Raw genomic sequence first — 16,960 nt, 5'->3', positions numbered from 1 at the left:
TCAATAATGACAGGGGTCAGGTCGGTTACGATAACCCCTTCACTGGTACTCTCCAAAATCTGTTTGGCCAACCGTAAGCTTGCTTCCGCCGCTTTACGCTCTGTGATATCACGCCAAGCGGTATGAAGAATTTCACGTCCCTTAAATGGAATGACCGTAAGTAGCACCTCAACGGGAAAATCTTCACCATTTGCACGGCGATGGGTCCACTCAAAACGGTGGCTCCCTTTACGCATGGCTTGGGCAATCATCTCATTGGCTTTATCAAATGAGTTTTGACCATCTGGTTGTTGAGGGGGGGAAAGCTCTGAAGGGTGTGTATCCAGCAATTGCTGTCGGTTTGGGTAGCCCAACATGTCAACCGTTGCTTGGTTGCAATCCATAAATTGTTGGCCATCAATCAACAGCATCGCATCGGCTGAACGCTCAAACAGCAAGCGATAATCCGTCTGAAAAAGATCCTCACCCACAAGCAGATATCCTTAGAGGCCTTAAAGGTATTTAGAACAGAGTTGAAGGTTGGGTCTGTCTGTTTTCCCCAAAACAAACGGGCACCCAAGGCTCTGCATAGAAGGTAAATTTTATGGCAGCCCTAAGCAGAGTGAAAGGAAAAATACTGGGTAGATATAATCTGTAAGGTTTATAGCCCATCCCATTAAGGTGACTCAACGTCGCTACAACGTATTAAACAATCCGCTAGGGCCATCGTAAGCTCCTTTGATGAAGCCTAGAGGCTAGGCGTTGAGAGAGTAGCTGATGTCGATAGGTAACCAGGTTTCCCTATGTTTTTTTATACAAAATAAGGCTGTAACCGTTAGATGGTACGCTTTGAAGAATAATCAATAACAGATCAAACGACCTCATCTAAATAACATAAAGAAGTGCATGAACAGGGTGGGAAGTCCCCACAGTTCTCTATTTTGTTTACATAACAGGCTATCGTATACGACAGGACGCGTTTACGTTTAGTCAATCAGAAAAGTAGGAGATTGCAGGGGGAGGGAGGTCAAGTGACGGCGGTGAATATGACTATTCCGGCCACCAATCTTGTAGGTGGCCGGAATAGGTACAGATGAGCGGTTAGCCTGCAGAAGCTTCCAAAGCTTGCTCTACATCCGCCAGAATATCATCAATATGCTCAATACCAATGGCCAAGCGTACCAAGTCTGCGGATACCCCTGCGTTCAACAACTCTTCATCTCCTAGTTGACGATGGGTTGTCGTTGCGGGGTGGCAAGCCAGAGATTTGGCATCCCCAATATTAACCAAGCGAACGATCAGTTGAAGGGCATCAATAAACTTAGCACCTGCTTCACGGCCGCCTTTAATACCAAAACAGAGAATGCCGGAACCTTTACCCTGCATATACTGATTAGCCAAAGCATGATCCGCACTGTCAGGCAGGGCGGCATAGCGTACCCAGCTCACTTGATCATGCTTATTCAGATATTCGGCGACTTTTTCGGTGTTTTCACAATGCCGGTCCATACGTAAAGGTAGGGTCTCAATACCTTGTAGAATCTGGAATGCATTGAAAGGTGAGAGGGCGGCACCCATGTTACGCAGCGGTACGACTCGGCAACGTCCAATATAGGCTGCTGGACCAAAGGCCTCTGTATACACCACCCCGTGGTAGGAGACATCTGGCGTAACCATCATGGGGAAGCGGTCACCATGTTCGGCCCAGGGAAACTTACCTGAATCCACAATCATACCGCCAATGCTGGTTCCGTGACCACCCATGAACTTGGTGAGGGCATGGATCACAATATCGGCACCATATTCAATGGGGCGACAGATGTATGGGGTTGGCACGGTGTTGTCCACAATCAGTGGCAAACCAGCATTATGGGCAATGTCCGCTAATTTTCCAAGATCGGCCACATTACCTGCTGGGTTGCCAATGGATTCACAGAAAATGGCACGGGTTTTATCATCAATATGGGCAGCAATACCATCCAAATCAGTTGATTTGGCCATCCGTACTTCAATCCCTTGCTGCGGGAATGTATGGGCAAAAAGATTGTAGGAGCCGCCGTACAGTTCACTGACAGAGACAATATTGTCCCCAGTCCGGCAGATGGTTTGAATGGATGCTGTAATGGCAGCCATACCAGAGGCAAAAGCCAACCCTGCAATACCACCTTCCATAGCGGCAACCCGCTTTTCCAACACATCGGTGGTGGGGTTCATAATGCGGGTATAGATATTTCCTGGCACTTTTAAATCAAACAGATCAGCCCCGTGCTGGGTATTATCAAAGGCGTAAGAGGTGGTTTGATAGATCGGTACTGCCACCGCTTTGGTGGTTGGGTCAGGTTCAAAGCCACCATGGATCGCCAGGGTCTCAAGTTTCATTGCTGCATCCCTTTCTGCTCAACAGAATCGACAGGAGAAAGATTCGATTTTTTTAGGTTTTTTGACATCGAGAAAATCCATACTAGCCAGCTTAACCAGAAAAGGCAAAAGAGGATCTGATCAATGCAATAACTTGGTTGGGTCCGCTCTGTTACAATGCTATCTTTAGGAGGTTTTTCATCCCACTTTGGTGAGGCTCCATGGTTCGGATCTTTTTATGGATGGGCATGATGCTGCTGGTGCTTACAGATCTAAGTGCCGCTGTGCCTGAGTCCCGCTACCCTTTAGAGGTTCGTAGTCCCCAAGGGCATGTACGATGGCAGGGGATTGTTGAGCTGGCGCAAACACCAGATCAAATTCGACAGGGTTTAATGTTCCGCCATAGCCTGCCGGCCAAAGAGGGGATGTTCTTTATTCTTCCCACGCCAAGACACCAGTTGTTTTGGATGAAGAATATGCGTATTCCACTGGATATGCTGTTTATCGATGCTGCGGGAAAGGTCATAACCATTCACCAGCAAGTTCCCCCTTGTATGACAGAAGCTCCACGTTGCCCCCGTTACCCTTCACTGGGTGTGGTTAAGGGCGTACTTGAGGTCAAGGCTGGGACTGTGACCAACCTGGGGATTATGCCTGGTGACTATATTCAGTATACCCCACTGTGGTCTGATCGCTCATATCTGGCGGATGCCAACCCCTCCAAACAAGTGAATGAACCAAGTGTGGCGCTTGATCCAATCATTGCGGTTAGGACGCCAAGGTCAAAAGAAGCTTTCTTTAAGCCAGGGCAGGGCAAGGCTTTTTCTCCCCCCCCAGCTCAGGCTAAAGAATTAGAAATTGAGCGGGTAGAGGATCTACCTTTAGCGGCCCAGTCCCCGGCCCCCATTCGTATTATGATCCAGCCTTCAGATCCTATAAGGGCTACCAATCCCATTTGGTCCACCCCGCGTATTCGTTTTAAATCGGTACCAGATGCCAAGGTGCGCCAGTTGCGTAGGCAGGTAAAAGCGGTACCCAGCCCTCGTCGAACCTTGCCGCTTTATGGTCAGGGGAAAAAGCCCCCTCTGTTAGCGCCTAGACATATTAATTTACCCCCTGAAGGTAACTGGGAAACGTGGGATTTTTTCTACCCAACCATGCCAGCGCTTCCCTTTGAAATACTTTGAGGGAAGGGAACTGACGGGATGAAAACTTTAAACAACCGTAATAATTTGCTCGTAGCCTAAGCGGGTTGGATCCGCTATGCTTTTATTCATGGATTAACTATAAATTTAACGAAGACTCCATATTTAGGGTTCGCCAAATGTCTATTAAAAAGCCTTTAACCATTTTACTGGCTGAAGATGACCCCATTGCAGCCATTCTTGCCCAAGGGATGCTGGAAGATGAAGGTCACCAGGTACAACTGGTTACCAATGGTTCTGAAGCAACGCAAGAAGCAGCCAAGAACCACTTTGATGTAATTTTAATGGATATTACCATGCCTATTCTGGATGGCTTAAGTGCCACCAGAAATATCCGTGGAACCACTGGACCTAACGCAGAAACACCGATCATTGGTCTAACCGCTGATGACAGCACGGATATGGTGGTTTCAGCAAAGCGGGCAGGAATGACAGCCCTCTATTCTAAACCCATAGAACCTGATGTATTGGCGCGTGTTACGGCACCTGCGTAGTTCTATTTTGTTGGAGTGTGATCTTAACTATGGGCACCCTGGTCCCCAACCGAACCAACCAAAAAATGATTCAGCAGGCTAATGCACTAAGGGCTGCTGACCTTAAAAAACAGTTTGGAGTCTATGGTCATTTTTATCGTACACTCCTTGCAGGGCAAGAGCACGCATGCCGCTCTGTCTTAACGCTTATTGCCCACGATCACACCCCCAGTACCCTGCAGGACTTGGAGCAGAAAGAGCCTGACCTTCTGGTTGTTATGATGAACCCAGGTAGTTCCCGCCCATTGGATAAAACCTATGAAATACCTTTTGTGGAAGATCCAACCACAGGGCTAGAGCAACGCAACTGGGTCGCGACACAACCCGATAATACCCAATATCAGATTATGCGTGTCATGGCCGCTATGTCTTACCAACATGCTCGAGTGATGAATATTTCTGACTTAAGAGAGACCAAAAGTCCTCGCCTTATCGCTCTGGTTAAAGATCTTGCCGAACAACCGGGGGGGGGAATGCATGCACTGTTTGCCCCAGGCCGGTCTAAGGAGTGTCAGGGATTGATGGGGACAGATAGGTCTACCCCTGTATTGGTTGGTTGGGGGCGGCATAAAGGGTTATTACCCTTAGTCCAACAGGCGATGCAAACCCTGCAAGGTCGGCCAATGGTCGGTGTGCCTGTGGAGGGCCAACCGATGCTCTTTGCCCATCCCAGCCCGATGCTACAAAAAATGAAAGAAGCATGGTTAAGTCAAATAGTCCAACGTTTAAGAGAGCTATAGAAGGCACTTTTTTTACAACTGTGTAGGAGATGAACCATGGCACCTTGGGGACGAAAAGCTGAAGGTAAGCAGTGTCACGAAGTGGATTATGAAATCCATGGTAGCGATTTGCAATTGGTGGAAGTTGAGCTGGATCCCAATGAAGCGGTCATTGCTGAAGCAGGAACCATGTGTTACATGGAGGATGGTATCTCCTTTGAAACCAAGATGGGGGATGGCTCTCAAGCAGATGAAGGCTTTTTGGGGGGGCTGCTAAGTATTGGTAAACGTGCTTTAACCGGCGAATCCATCTTTATGACACATTTTCGTAATGAGGGTTCAGGTAAGAAACGAGTGGCCTTTGCCGCCCCTTTTCCAGGTAAGGTCATTCCACTGGATATGAGCACCTTGCCCGACCAAACACTCTACTGCCAACGGGATGCCTTCCTCTGTGCCGCACTGGGCACGGAAGTCTCCATTGCGTTTAGTCGTAAGTTGGGGGCAGGTTTTTTTGGGGGGGAAGGGTTTATCTTACAAAAACTCAGTGGTGACGGTATGGCCTTTATCCATGCTGGTGGTGTGATTGTTGAGAAAAAGCTAGAGGGTGGGCGTCTACTTGTAGACACAGGGTGTCTGGTTGGTTTTACACCGGGTATTGAGTACAGCATTGAAGCAGCTGGTGGTATGAAATCCATGATTTTTGGTGGCGAGGGTATCTTCTTAGCAACACTTGAGGGGACAGGAAGTGTCTGGCTACAAAGCCTGCCATTTGCCAATTTAGCTGACCGTATTCTTGAGCGTATGCCCCCTGCAGAGTAAGAGAATCACTCTCCCTCTAAACCTTGTTGAAAACGCTCTACCATTTTAACCAGAGCCAGTGTATCCATCTCACAATAGAGGAGCAGGTCCTTGCGGATCTGCTCCTGCCTCTCTACAGACATCTCATCGAACATCCAAGCCAAATAAGCGGCTTGGGCTTGCTCCCCATCCTTAATGCCAAGGTTTTCATAACTTAGCCCCTTATTCAGGGTAGGCAAAACAGCTTTCAATGACCAAGAACCACACATGCTGGGATGATAATAATGATCCCTGGCCAAAGGGTGTAGATCAATGACTCTGGCTTGGACAGCTTTCAAGGCATCGGCAAGATCATCAAAGCGGTTGGCCATCTCCTGCATACGGCCTTTTTCAAAGGTTGCGTTATAGACAAAAACTGGGCCATGCAGGCCAACAACATTGAGCAGAGTTTCACTAAAGGCTCGGCGTGGATCATCATCTGGCTCTGCAAGAAAACCATGGTGGGTTAAGCGACCGTCCGATTCAACTTTATGACACGACCACTGGAAAGGGACTTGTGAAATAATGGGGTTTACCCCATCCCAAGGTGGAACAGCAAAAGAAGCGGTTTCAAAATCTATAAAATAACGAGGATAGGGTAGTTCTCGCAGAATTTTAGATGCATGGTGATCCAGTTCAGCCTGACCACTCCGAGCGACACGCGCCATGCGTTGATGGTGCTTTTTCTTTAATTTATCGAACGGTACCTGCTTAAGATCATGAAAACCTTGTTGCTGTAGACCCTTGACCAGATCAGGTGAGCGTGACAACCAATTGACCGGATGCGCACCTTCAACCAGTGGTGGGGCACAGTCGTTAAGAAATGGGCAGTGACTTCTATGACAGTGGCTACCCATGCTGGTTTGGGGGAGTGGCCCCGCAAGGGTGTTGTGGACCTGCTCAATCCATAAGGGTACCTGAGCGATACAGGCACTGAGCTGTTGATCAATCTCAACAGCCTTAATCAACCGACTGTTACGCCCAACCCCCTGTTGGTGATACCGTTTGTGTAAATTCCATACCTCTGTTTTCTCAATAACCAGCCCCATCTGGGTGGCGATCCAGTTGGCGATGGCAGCTTCTTCAATATAACGTGGTTTAAGCTTTGTTGCTGCGCGTACCCAAGCCAACTTATAGCCTTTCCCTTGGGGTTCCCAAATCCCTTCTTCACACCAAACACCTCGATGATGCAACAGGGGCTTAATGTAGGCTGATGGAATGGCATTATTGAGTGCATGGTGGCTTTGTTCCATGCGCGCTTGCCAGGTTAATGTGGGATCTGAGCGCCAAGGGTTTTGATAGGCCTGAGCAAGATAGTGATAAAACTGGTTTTGAAGACGAGGACGTAACTCAGAGCCTACCTTAAGCATGGATGACTTGTGGTAGGACAACCATAAACGTTTTGGGCAGAGGCGGTGATGGATAATGTCAGATAAAGAAAGAAGATTCATGGAGACCTTAGAGGCCAATACTCGTCCATTAAAGGTGGGGGCAAAAAACCAAGTGTTGCATGCTCAGTCTAAGTCAGCGGTTTAACAAAGAACAGGGTTTATGCCAGCCACTGCTTAATAACGCTGAGTAATTTTTTCTTGGCAATGGGTTTGGTGATGTGAGCATCACACCCAACTTGTAGACTTTTTTCAACATCTTCAACCATAGCATGGGCAGAAAGCGCAATAACAGGCGTCCTGGTACGGCTCTCCTCCATTTCCAATGCCCGGAAGAGTCGGGTTGCTGTATATCCATCCATAATGGGCATCTGTAAATCCATAATAACCAGATCAAAATCTCTATCTTGTAGAAGATCCAAAGCGGCTTGGCCATTGGTAGCAACGGTTAGGTCTAGGCCACTCTTCTTCAAAAAAGCTTTGAAAAGCGTAATGTTATCCGTGGCATCTTCTACCAGCAAAAGCGAGTGCCCGCTTAAGGTATCAGATTCGTGCACAGCCTCTTGTTCTGTGGTTGTTGATGTCAGTATTTGAATATCAACCGTTTTTAAACCACATTGGGGGCCATCCAGCGGTAAGCAGAAGTGGAAAGCACTGCCCACACTTTCGGTACTGTTTGCCCATATTTTTCCCCCCATGGCCTCGACCAATGAACGGCTTAGAGCTAAGCCTAACCCTGTTCCTCCATATCGACGGGTAATGGAGCTATCGGCCTGAGAGAATTTATTAAAAATATGCTCCAGTTGAGTATGGGCAATACCAATACCTGTATCCGACACGCTAAAGATCACGCATTTCTCCACAGGATTTAGCGTTGCACTTACTAAAATACTCCCATCTGGAGTGAATTTAATGGCATTCCCCACCAGATTAATAAGGACCTGTCTTAGCCGCACAGGATCCCCCAAGCAGTGGGTGGGCAGTTCAGGACCAATAACCGTATTGAGCTGTACCCCTTTGTCCAAAGAGAGAGGGGAGAAGATGGTATTGATCTGATCCATCAATTCAGGTAGCTCAAATCGGGTCTGTTCGATTTGAAGGTGGCCTGCTTCTACCTTGGAAAGATCTAAAATATCATTAATCAGCGCACCTAAAATTTCACCGTTACGCTGAATGACTTTTAGATGATCGCGCTGTTCTCGTGACAGATCTGTTTCTGTCAGTAAATCTGACATACCCAAAATGGCATTCATGGGGGTGCGAATTTCATGGCTCATAATGGCCAAAAACTCTCCTTTAGCCACATTGGCGGCTTCCGCCTGCTCTTTTGCTTGTAAAATCTCCTGCTGAACCTGCTTGCTAACGGTAATATCTTCCGCGACACCGACAATACGTATCGCTTTACCGTGATCATCCATTACTGGAAAGGCTCGAGCCTGAATCCAATGCGTGGTCCCATCCGCATGACAGATGCGATACTCTGGAAAGGTGATTGGCCCTGTAATATCATCGGCATGGCTGGGAATAATCTGCTGAATTTTTTCTTGATCCTCTTGGGGAATTGGTTCTAACCAGCACAAGGGTTCTTTCAGCAGGCGGCTACTGGTTATACGCCATAACCGCTCAAAGGTGGGGTTAATGTAATAGACTTGCTGCCAGTCTAAAGATCCTACCCAAAAAACTTGATCAATATTCTCTGCCAGCTGGCGGAAACGTGCTTCACTTTCACGTAGCGCAGCTTCTTGTTCAATCCGCTGTGAAATATCATGAAAAACCAATAAAAATTGATCTGATATGGTTGATGTTACAACATCTACAGTACGAACTTTTCCAGTTTTACAGCGTAATTCCAGCCCCTGTAATGGGGTCTGCTGGACACTACCCCACTGAGGCATTGCTTCAATCCGTGACCGATCTTGTGCAAGATCCCATAGATCAGGCAAGTTTTTTAACTGTAGCGTGGTGTAGCCGAAGGTATCATTAAAGCAACGATTTAAATAGACAAGTTTGTTGTGGCTATCGGCCAAAGCCATTGGGGTAGGGGAGTATTCCAGCAAAAGTCGAAAACTCTCTTCACTTTTACGCAACCGGTCTTGAGCTTGTGCCAGCTGTTGCTTGGTTTCCATCTCTTGCAGCAAGCGGTGCACGGCTGTAGGTATGGTTTCAAGAAATTCCTGGGTTTTAATTAAATAATCCCCAGCACCCAGCTTCATGATTTCAACAGCCAGTTGCTCATCTCCATGGCCTGTCATAAAGATGAAGGGAATTTCAGTGGGCAGTGCACATAGCTTGCGTACCAGATCAATACCATTCATATCCGGCAGAAAGTAATCCACCAACACCAATACCTGTTGACTGCTCTCTTTGAGAAATGCCAACGCATCCTCACCAAGCATGACGCCATCGGTACGGTAACCAACGCGCTTTAAACGTCGTTGGATAAGCCGGTTTAACCCCTCATCATCCTCCACCACCAAAATTGTCCAACCACTGGCATGGATCTGAACGGAGGCCGTATGAGCATATGCGGTATCAGTGGGGCACATGGTGTTTAATCAAGACCGTTAACATGTGGAATTTGAACCACACTTAGGAAAAGTCCCAAGCTTCGGATCGCTTCCACAAATTTATCATAGTCAATGGGCTTTGTAATATAGTTGCTACACCCAAGATCATAGCATTTTTCTATTTCTCTGGGGTCGTCGGTGGTGGTTAACATCATAACAGGCAGCTTGCGTAGAGCCCGGTCCTCTTTAATGCGTTTAAGGACTTCAACACCATCCATACGCGGCATGCGTATATCCAACAGCAGCATGTAGGCTTCACCTTTTTCGCGATGAGGGCCCTCCCCAAGGCAAAAAAGAAAGTCGATAACTTCCTGCCCATCCTTAAAGTGATGAAGATTGTTGGAGATACCTGCCCGCTTCAGGTTTTTGCGAATCAACCCTGCGTGGCCTGAATCATCTTCTGCAATCAGAATGGTTACTTCATTGTTCATAGATAGGCTCATGATATTTTAGATGTCGTAAGGGGTAAACGGAATTGAAACGCGCTTCCTTCACCCAAAGTTGATGTGACGGATATTTCGCCATTCAGACGATCCAGCGCACGTTGTACAATGGTCAGCCCTATACCTTCACCATCACTTGTCTCAGGATGTAGACGGTGAAAAATATCAAAAATTCTTGCCAAGTGGCTCTCAGCTATACCAATACCGTTATCTTTGACGGTATACACGGCAAATTTGCCTTGGATCTCACCTGTAATCGAGATCTTACCTGACTGATCAGGTGTACGGTATTTAATGGAATTGGCAATCAGGTTGGAGAAAATTTGATTCAACTGCATCACATCTGCGTGGCAGTTTGGTAGGGGCTGAATATCCAAGGTGATTTTGTGTTCATCAAGTTGGAATTCAAAATCTTTAGCCGCTTGTTTGGCAACGGATGTTGCATCAACTTCCTCAATGGTGACACCAGCTCGACCGAGTCTTGATATTTTTAATAAGCCCGAGAGCAACCCATCCATTTTTTTCGTGCTATGTTGAATAAAGTCCAGGGCATCAGGGATATCCTCATCAACAATCTGCCCCATCTCGTCATGGATCTTTACTGGAATAGCCTCATCCTTAAGCAAGGCGTGTAACTCTTTAAGGCTAAAAGCCAGCTCTTTACCATACCCTTGAATATTGACCAGAGGTGAACGTAGATCGTGTGAGGTGACATATACAATCTGTTCAAGCTCTGTATTTTTACTTTGCAGGCTGGTATTGGCCTTCTCCAGTGCCCGTTCTGCTTTAAAACGTGTCTTAACCTCTGTTTCCAGCCGCTGGGTATTATCGGCCAGGACACCAATTTGGGCCAAACGGTCTCTGGTGTGAATAATTAACCCAATGACCCCCAGCAACCACAGCAATGCTGTAATGACAATCACATTACGGGTAGATGTATCGGCGGCCAAATAGTAGGACGCCAGCGGGACAGCCACACTAATCCCTCCCCGAAGGTCACCATCTTTAAAACCCAAATGACCATGGCACTTTACACACCCTTTGGTCATAAACATGGGCCGCATTAGGCGCATGTAGGGGTCCCCTTCAATAATCTCTTCAGAGATTACTTCACGTGGATTTGTCTCATACTGCTCAAGAATTAAACGTTCCCACCCGTCGGGTTCATTGATCGGATTTAGAAGAACTAATGAGGTGATATGTCCCCGAATACCATAGGCTTTTTGGAATTCAGTGGTCATTTGTCGCATCATATAAGCGGGGTTCATTAAGGTCAGCTCTTGACCCTCGCTGGTTAAAACATCCCGATTAGGAAGGTGCCCCAGATAGGGGTTAGGCGGAGTTCTGGAATCTGGTTTTACATAGACTCCACCATGGGCGGTTGCCCACTTTCGAAAAGCCAGATCTTTTTTGAAAAGTGCCAATGCCTCTTTGGATGCCAACTCCTTGGCTAAGCCTCGTTCACGATGGTAACTCCAGAAAACCGTGAGAAGGCTGACAGTGCTCCATACGATGGTGGCAATAATGGCAAAACGGATAACAGACGAACGCGCAGCTCCTAAGGAGCCCGAAGACTCTAGACTTAAGGTAGCGTTATTAGGGGCGGTAGGTGTCTTTGGATCTGTCATCCGTCACTCCCCTGCATAAAACCAGACAAGAAGGCCCATCTGATTAAAACAAGTAAATTGTCCAACGTGGCACTGTTTTAGAGTAACACAGCGTAAAAAAACTCCCAAAAAATGTAATGTACAGCTACATCAATGAGAATCTCTTGTATCTGATCGGGATGCAACAACGAATCATTATTTTCTTACGGTTCTAACCTTTATAATCTTTTTTTATTAAATTTTTAACTCCTTACGTTTATTTAGTTGATATGTGTTAATTTTTTGCCGTCATGATTTTCTTTTTTAGCGCGATATGGGCCCATTTATTAAGGTTTATATCCCTCTTTTGAGTTCAACCTTCATGATCATAAAGGTTGAAAGCTATGAAAGAAAAACAAACGGTTGTGATCAAAAAAAATCATTATACAATAACAGATTGTGACAAGATAAAGATGATCGTGCGGGTGGTGCAGCCCCTGTAGCTCTTGAGGTGTTTTTTATGTATTTGTGGAATCAGACTTTTCGTGTTCTATGTGTGTTGAGCATCTCTTTAGCGCTTTCAGGCTGTGCCACACTTTTACGGCCAAAGCCTCCCAAACAAGAAACACAAAATGCTTTAAATTTGGCCTACCGGGGGGAATTGGTCGCCAAACGGGGAGGGTATGCGGCATCCATTAAGTTTTTTACCCAAGCATTACAACATGAAGACTTAACGCCATTACAGCGGGCCATTGTTTTAAATAATAGAGGATCCTCCTACAAACGTTTAGGGCAAGATGCACAAGCATTAAAAGACCTAGATCGTTCCCTTTCCCTTCATCCGGAACATCCCCGGTATCTCAATAATCGGGCGATGGTTAAACTGTTTTTGGAAGATTATACGGGCAGTCAGGAGGATTTTTCTTCTCTGTTAGATAAGCATCCTAACTTGCCAACGCCATACCCCAAACTATGGCGCTTCTTTGCCATGGTGCAAAATGGTCAAAAGGATGCTAGAGCTTGGCTTGAAGCCCAACTCCCTTCTTTAGAACCCTATGTATGGCAAGAGTCACTGGCTCTGTTTCATTTGGGTCAGCTTGATCGCCGTCAATTAATGGCACTCTCTTTGACTTTAAAGCAGGGCCGTCATGAGATGCGCCGTTGTGAGTGGCTTATGCATACCGCCTTGGATGATATGCTACTCCATAAATCCATTGTAGCGCTACACGGGTTTGAGCGTAGCTTGGCTTACTGCCCTGTGCAGAGTGATCAGGCGCTTTGGGTTCGTAGACAATTAAAAAAGCTCTCTGGATATCAAGGCTCTCAAGAATTTGTTGAAATTAAACCGTTTCTACCCAGCGAGAGGGATGCTAAACACATCTGCACGCCAGTAACAACACCGCAGACATTGACCAATGCCCAGCATAAAGCAGAGCATGCCCCTGAAGATGTAGGTGCTGAGCTGTCTGTTCTCCAAGCCTCTTCACCTAAAATTCAACAAGTGCCTAATCCTGAAAAACCAGCAACACGCTTGCCTGATCCTGAGAGGGTTGTTAAGTCGGAGCATGCCGATCAACCTAACGTGACACATGGGTTGTTAGATCAAGCATCCTCAAGCCAATTGAAGCCTGCCCCTTCGATATCTCACGCCAAACCCAGTGATCTGAAACCTCAAATGCTGGCATCATCGATCAATCGGGAGGATGGAAAGTCTGTCCCAACAGCCATGGCGGATAGCGAGCGCAAGCGTTCTTCTCATCGACAACATCAGGCTATAGACTCTAAAGATGGCAAGTTGCATCCAACAGATACTCCCCAGCACAAACCACTTCAGATCAGCAAAGTCTCTTCCACAACTAAGCAGAATCCTGGCGCCATTTTGACGCCGATTGATGATATGGCCAGTGTGAGACCTGAACCTGAATCTGACATGCAACCAAGTCACAGTGGCTATTGGGTAGAGTTGGGTTACTTTAAGCGATCGAGCATTGCTGAAGAGGTCTCTTTGCGGGTGAAAAAGCTTGGTTATTCCATACGTGAGGAGAAGCGAACCATCAAAGATGAAGAGATGGTACGTTTACATGCAGGTCCGTTTGAAGAGCGAAAGCTTGCCCTAAAGGCACGTATCGAGTTGCTGAGCAATCATTTGGATGTTGGCCGCGTGATTGCAGCTTGGGATTGACCCATAAACCGTATCCCTTTAGGGGAGAGATACTTCAGAAACGCTGGAGAGTAGACGTGCTGAGTGGGACTCTACTTCTGGTAAAAAAGCATCAAAGTCCAACTTTGAAAGCGGTTTAGAGAAATAGTAGCCCTGACATTCATCACAGTGGTTTTGCTTAAGGAAGGTCACCTGATCCATGGTTTCAACACCTTCCGCCACCACCTTAAGGTTCAATACCTTAGCCAAAGATAGGATCGCCGCGATAATCTCAATATCATTGGCGTCATCCGGTACATCTTGCACAAAGGAACGATCGACCTTGAGTGAGTGGATGGGGAACTGTTTGAGATAGCTTAATGAAGAGTAGCCTGTACCAAAATCATCCATGGCAATATGAATCCCCAGATCGCTGATCTGTTTAAGGGTCGCAATGGCGGTCTCCACATCGTGCATCATTAAGCTCTCAGTAATTTCCACCTCAAAGTGTGCGGGGGCAAGCCCGGTCTCTTGCAACCCTTGTTCAATACTCGCCACCAGTCCAGGGGCCTGAAACTCACGGGCTGAAAGATTAACAGCCACCCTTAAACTATGATCACTCTTCGCCACCCACTGAGCACAATCCTGCATGGCTTGGCGCATAACCCACTGACCGAGAGGGACAATAAGGCCAGTCTCTTCCGCGACTGGAATAAAATGATCCGGGGGGATCATGCTTCCATCATCCTGTGGCCAGCGAACCAGAGCCTCCATGCCGACCATAATACCCGTCTGCATATTCAGTTTAGGCTGATAGTGTACTTCAAGGTGCTGGTTATTCACCGCATGGTGGAGCTGAGCTTCCAGGGAGAGACGTTCACTGGTGCTGACGTTCATCTCTTCACTAAAGAACTTATAATTTCCCCGGCCACTCTCCTTGGCTCGGTACATCGCCATGTCCGCATTTTTGGTGAGGGTCTCGACATTGCTGCCATTGGTGGGGTAGAGGGCAATACCAATACTGGCCCCAACAAAGATATCGTGCCCTTTAATATGGATGCTCTTTTGCAACTCTTCGAGCACTTTACGCGCAACTCTGGCTACCGACTCATTATCATGAATATCGGCGAGAATAACGGTAAACTCATCGCCCCCCATACGTGCCACAGTATCATTGGCCCGCACACATCCTTCCAAACGTTGCGCAACATGTTGTAGCAGTTCATCTCCAGCACTATGGCCAAGGGTATCATTCACCTGTTTAAAGCGATCTAAGTCGATAAAGAAGACGGCCACCTGTTTACGGTGCCGCTGGGCTGCATAAAATTCATGCTCCAACCGATCATGAAACAGCATACGGTTTGGGAGCTGGGTCAGGGCGTCGTAATACGCCAGCCGTTCCAGCTTGAGTTCAGTGGCTTTACTCTCACTAATATCAGAAAAAATACCAATATAGTTCTCAACACGACCTTCATGATTGCGGACGGCGTTGATGGTCAAACGCTTGGGATAGATTTCACCATTTTTGCGTCGGTCCCATATTTCTCCCTGCCACAACCCTTCCTCAGCGATTTTTTTCCACATATCCTGGTAGAAATTGTCATCGTGACGGTCTGATTTAAAGGAGCGGGGATTATTCCCCACCGCCTCTTCTCGGCTGTAGCCGGTTATTTCTGAAAAGGCCGGGTTGGTGTCAATAATAACACCCTGAATATCCGTAAGAATAATGGCCTCAGAAGTGTTTTCAAACACCTTATGGATTAAACGAAGGCCACTTTCAGCCCGCTGACGCACTTCAACTTCATCACTTAGGCGAGCATTGATTTGGGTGAGTTCCTGGGTACGCTCTTGAACCCGATGTTCCAATAAATGTCGGGCTTGTTCTTCGACCCGGCGCATATGTTCTGCGGCTTCCAACTGTTTACGGCGGGCTTCATCTTCGGCTTTGCGCTGAGCTTCTTGGGTTTCAATAAAGCGACCCATGGCAGCAACACGCATAAGAAAGACCTCTTTAGGGTCCTCCTTATGGATCAGATCAATCGCCCCTGCTTCCAGGGAGTCTGCAATAACATCCAAGCTTTGTGAATGCATAACGACCAAGATATCAGAGGTCGCCTCTTCAGCCAGTAGGGCGCGGGTCAGGTCAGCACCTGTTCCATCAGGCATGTGATAATCGACAATGGCTAATAAAGGATGTTCCTGGCGTGCTTTATCCAAAGCATCCTGTACCGATTCTGCCAATACCACATCGTAGCCACTTTGGGAGAGCAAACGCCCATAAAGCATGCGTACAGTGGCCATATCATCCACGAACATCACCTTCATGGTGTCAATGACCTTTTCTCTGACCTGTGTTTTTGTCTCATGATTAATACTTCAATTGTGGTAAGAAACTAATACCATTGCGTGTGGTTATCTAATGCTTCTCATGCAACAGTCATGACTGAACAACGCCCCAAAGAATTACCATATTAGCATAAACTCCGTTTGTCTCAAGTGTTGTGCGTCTATAAAGATGCTGTTTTTCCCCATTCATGTAAACCATCCCAGGCTTTGTCACCCGACGCTACCGGTGTAGAGTCTAAAAAACAAAGCTTTCGTTTCCATGTTTGGCATGCTTATAATCCCTAGCAACTCCATGTTTGGCATGCTTATAATCCCTAGCAACGGTTGAGAAAAGCTTTTCGAGGTATTATGCCAGATTCTATTGAACAACAGCGGGGGGAGCCTGCGCCCTTGGCACCGGCCACACTACAGAATATGCTAGCTTTTCAAGCTGGCGCTGTACGTTTGGTTTTGCCGTTGACTCAGGTTGACCGTGTACTCTTTTTGCCTGCACTTGTTCCGACCCCCAACAGCGCACCTTGGCTGGTTGGTATGATGCATGTGGGACATGAAGCCTTACCTGTTATTGACCTCAGTTTGCGTATGGGGTTTCAACCAACCCGTCACTACCATGTAGATACCCAGCTGATTCTCTGTCGGGATGGTCAGTTGTGCGGTGCTTTTTTGGTTGATGATATTCTTGGCCTGTGCAGACCCTCTCCTCTTTCAAGTGATCGCATGGCCCAAGAGCCTCTCATCGCTCAACTCTTGGAAGATGACCAAGGTCCTTTGATGATGCTGGATCTGGGTAAAAGTTTGGAGCTGACACCTCACCTGCAACCTGTTGAGGCGTTTGTTCTGCCTGGAGAGAAGGCTTAAG

The 16,960-nt window shown here is 47.1% G+C and carries 13 protein-coding genes; 6 read left to right on the top strand and 7 right to left on the bottom strand.

Translation table 11 applies throughout. The features are described 5' to 3' along the window. Both V5T57_RS17000 and V5T57_RS16995 read right to left on the bottom strand, forming a co-directional pair. On the bottom strand, nt 1–470 hold a 470-nt coding region (locus V5T57_RS17000), incomplete at its 3' end, for a PAS domain-containing protein (protein ID WP_332892452.1). A gap of 610 nt (nt 471–1,080) precedes the next feature. Beyond that, nucleotides 1,081–2,358: a bifunctional O-acetylhomoserine aminocarboxypropyltransferase/cysteine synthase gene (locus V5T57_RS16995; protein ID WP_332892451.1), complete on the bottom strand. Its 1,278-nt coding sequence runs from the start codon at nt 2,356–2,358 to the stop codon at nt 1,081–1,083. Nucleotides 2,359–2,558: 200 nt separating this feature from the next. On the opposite strand from V5T57_RS16995, the gene V5T57_RS16990 reads away from it, so the two are divergent. From V5T57_RS16990 to V5T57_RS16975, 4 genes are all read left to right on the top strand, one after another. Beyond that, nucleotides 2,559–3,524: a DUF192 domain-containing protein gene (locus V5T57_RS16990; RefSeq protein WP_332892450.1), complete on the top strand. Its 966-nt coding sequence runs from the start codon at nt 2,559–2,561 to the stop codon at nt 3,522–3,524. 137 nt (nt 3,525–3,661) lie between these two features. Then, the gene (locus tag V5T57_RS16985) at nt 3,662–4,036 is read left to right on the top strand and encodes a response regulator (RefSeq protein ID WP_332892449.1); all 375 of its coding nucleotides are present in this window, start codon (nt 3,662–3,664) and stop codon (nt 4,034–4,036) included. 29 nt (nt 4,037–4,065) lie between these two features. Continuing rightward, nucleotides 4,066–4,815, top strand: a complete 750-nt coding sequence (locus V5T57_RS16980) for a hypothetical protein (protein ID WP_332892448.1) — start codon at nt 4,066–4,068, stop codon at nt 4,813–4,815. 36 nt (nt 4,816–4,851) lie between these two features. Then, nucleotides 4,852–5,613: a TIGR00266 family protein gene (locus V5T57_RS16975; RefSeq protein WP_332892447.1), complete on the top strand. Its 762-nt coding sequence runs from the start codon at nt 4,852–4,854 to the stop codon at nt 5,611–5,613. A 5-nt stretch (nt 5,614–5,618) separates the two neighbouring features. Here the strand turns inward: V5T57_RS16975 and V5T57_RS16970 are convergent, their stop codons facing one another. From V5T57_RS16970 to V5T57_RS16955, 4 genes are all read right to left on the bottom strand, one after another. Continuing rightward, nucleotides 5,619–7,001 carry a DUF2779 domain-containing protein gene (locus V5T57_RS16970; protein WP_332892446.1) on the bottom strand — a complete coding sequence of 461 codons (1,383 nt, stop codon included), beginning with the start codon at nt 6,999–7,001 and terminating at the stop codon, nt 5,619–5,621. 179 nt (nt 7,002–7,180) lie between these two features. Continuing rightward, nucleotides 7,181–9,565 carry a response regulator gene (locus V5T57_RS16965; protein ID WP_332892445.1) on the bottom strand — a complete coding sequence of 795 codons (2,385 nt, stop codon included), beginning with the start codon at nt 9,563–9,565 and terminating at the stop codon, nt 7,181–7,183. Between the two features lie 5 nt (nt 9,566–9,570). Continuing rightward, a complete protein-coding gene (locus tag V5T57_RS16960; protein WP_332892444.1) occupies nt 9,571–10,017 on the bottom strand; it encodes a response regulator in 447 nt (148 codons plus the stop codon). Between the two features lie 8 nt (nt 10,018–10,025). Then, entirely contained in the window at nt 10,026–11,657 is a 1,632-nt protein-coding gene (locus V5T57_RS16955; protein ID WP_332892443.1) for an ATP-binding protein, read from the bottom strand. A 478-nt stretch (nt 11,658–12,135) separates the two neighbouring features. On the opposite strand from V5T57_RS16955, the gene V5T57_RS16950 reads away from it, so the two are divergent. Beyond that, nucleotides 12,136–13,797 carry an SPOR domain-containing protein gene (locus tag V5T57_RS16950; RefSeq protein WP_332892442.1) on the top strand — a complete coding sequence of 554 codons (1,662 nt, stop codon included), beginning with the start codon at nt 12,136–12,138 and terminating at the stop codon, nt 13,795–13,797. 18 nt (nt 13,798–13,815) lie between these two features. Here the strand turns inward: V5T57_RS16950 and V5T57_RS16945 are convergent, their stop codons facing one another. Further along, entirely contained in the window at nt 13,816–16,080 is a 2,265-nt protein-coding gene (locus tag V5T57_RS16945; RefSeq protein WP_332892441.1) for a two-component system response regulator, read from the bottom strand. A 369-nt stretch (nt 16,081–16,449) separates the two neighbouring features. Between V5T57_RS16945 and V5T57_RS16940 the strand changes: the two genes are divergently transcribed. Then, nucleotides 16,450–16,959, top strand: a complete 510-nt coding sequence (locus V5T57_RS16940; protein ID WP_332892440.1) for a chemotaxis protein CheW — start codon at nt 16,450–16,452, stop codon at nt 16,957–16,959. Nucleotide 16,960: the final 1 nt, after the last annotated feature.

The sequence above is a fragment of the Magnetococcus sp. PR-3 genome (assembly GCF_036689865.1).
GTDB lineage: Bacteria > Pseudomonadota > Magnetococcia > Magnetococcales > Magnetococcaceae > Magnetococcus.
This window is presented reverse-complemented; position numbering and strand designations above follow the sequence as displayed.

What these genes read in the sequence shown, in the direction of transcription:
- V5T57_RS16945 (WP_332892441.1), bottom strand. Translation starts at nt 16,080, where the DNA reads ATGAAGGTGATGTTCGTGGATGATATGGCCACTGTACGCATGCTTTAT.
- V5T57_RS16950 (WP_332892442.1), top strand. Translation starts at nt 12,136, where the DNA reads ATGTATTTGTGGAATCAGACTTTTCGTGTTCTATGTGTGTTGAGCATC.
- V5T57_RS16955 (WP_332892443.1), bottom strand. Translation starts at nt 11,657, where the DNA reads ATGACAGATCCAAAGACACCTACCGCCCCTAATAACGCTACCTTAAGT.
- V5T57_RS16940 (WP_332892440.1), top strand. Translation starts at nt 16,450, where the DNA reads ATGCCAGATTCTATTGAACAACAGCGGGGGGAGCCTGCGCCCTTGGCA.
- V5T57_RS16970 (WP_332892446.1), bottom strand. Translation starts at nt 7,001, where the DNA reads ATGCTTAAGGTAGGCTCTGAGTTACGTCCTCGTCTTCAAAACCAGTTT.
- V5T57_RS16980 (WP_332892448.1), top strand. Translation starts at nt 4,066, where the DNA reads ATGGGCACCCTGGTCCCCAACCGAACCAACCAAAAAATGATTCAGCAG.
- V5T57_RS16975 (WP_332892447.1), top strand. Translation starts at nt 4,852, where the DNA reads ATGGCACCTTGGGGACGAAAAGCTGAAGGTAAGCAGTGTCACGAAGTG.
- V5T57_RS16995 (WP_332892451.1), bottom strand. Translation starts at nt 2,358, where the DNA reads ATGAAACTTGAGACCCTGGCGATCCATGGTGGCTTTGAACCTGACCCA.
- V5T57_RS16985 (WP_332892449.1), top strand. Translation starts at nt 3,662, where the DNA reads ATGTCTATTAAAAAGCCTTTAACCATTTTACTGGCTGAAGATGACCCC.
- V5T57_RS16990 (WP_332892450.1), top strand. Translation starts at nt 2,559, where the DNA reads ATGGTTCGGATCTTTTTATGGATGGGCATGATGCTGCTGGTGCTTACA.
- V5T57_RS16965 (WP_332892445.1), bottom strand. Translation starts at nt 9,565, where the DNA reads ATGTGCCCCACTGATACCGCATATGCTCATACGGCCTCCGTTCAGATC.
- V5T57_RS16960 (WP_332892444.1), bottom strand. Translation starts at nt 10,017, where the DNA reads ATGAACAATGAAGTAACCATTCTGATTGCAGAAGATGATTCAGGCCAC.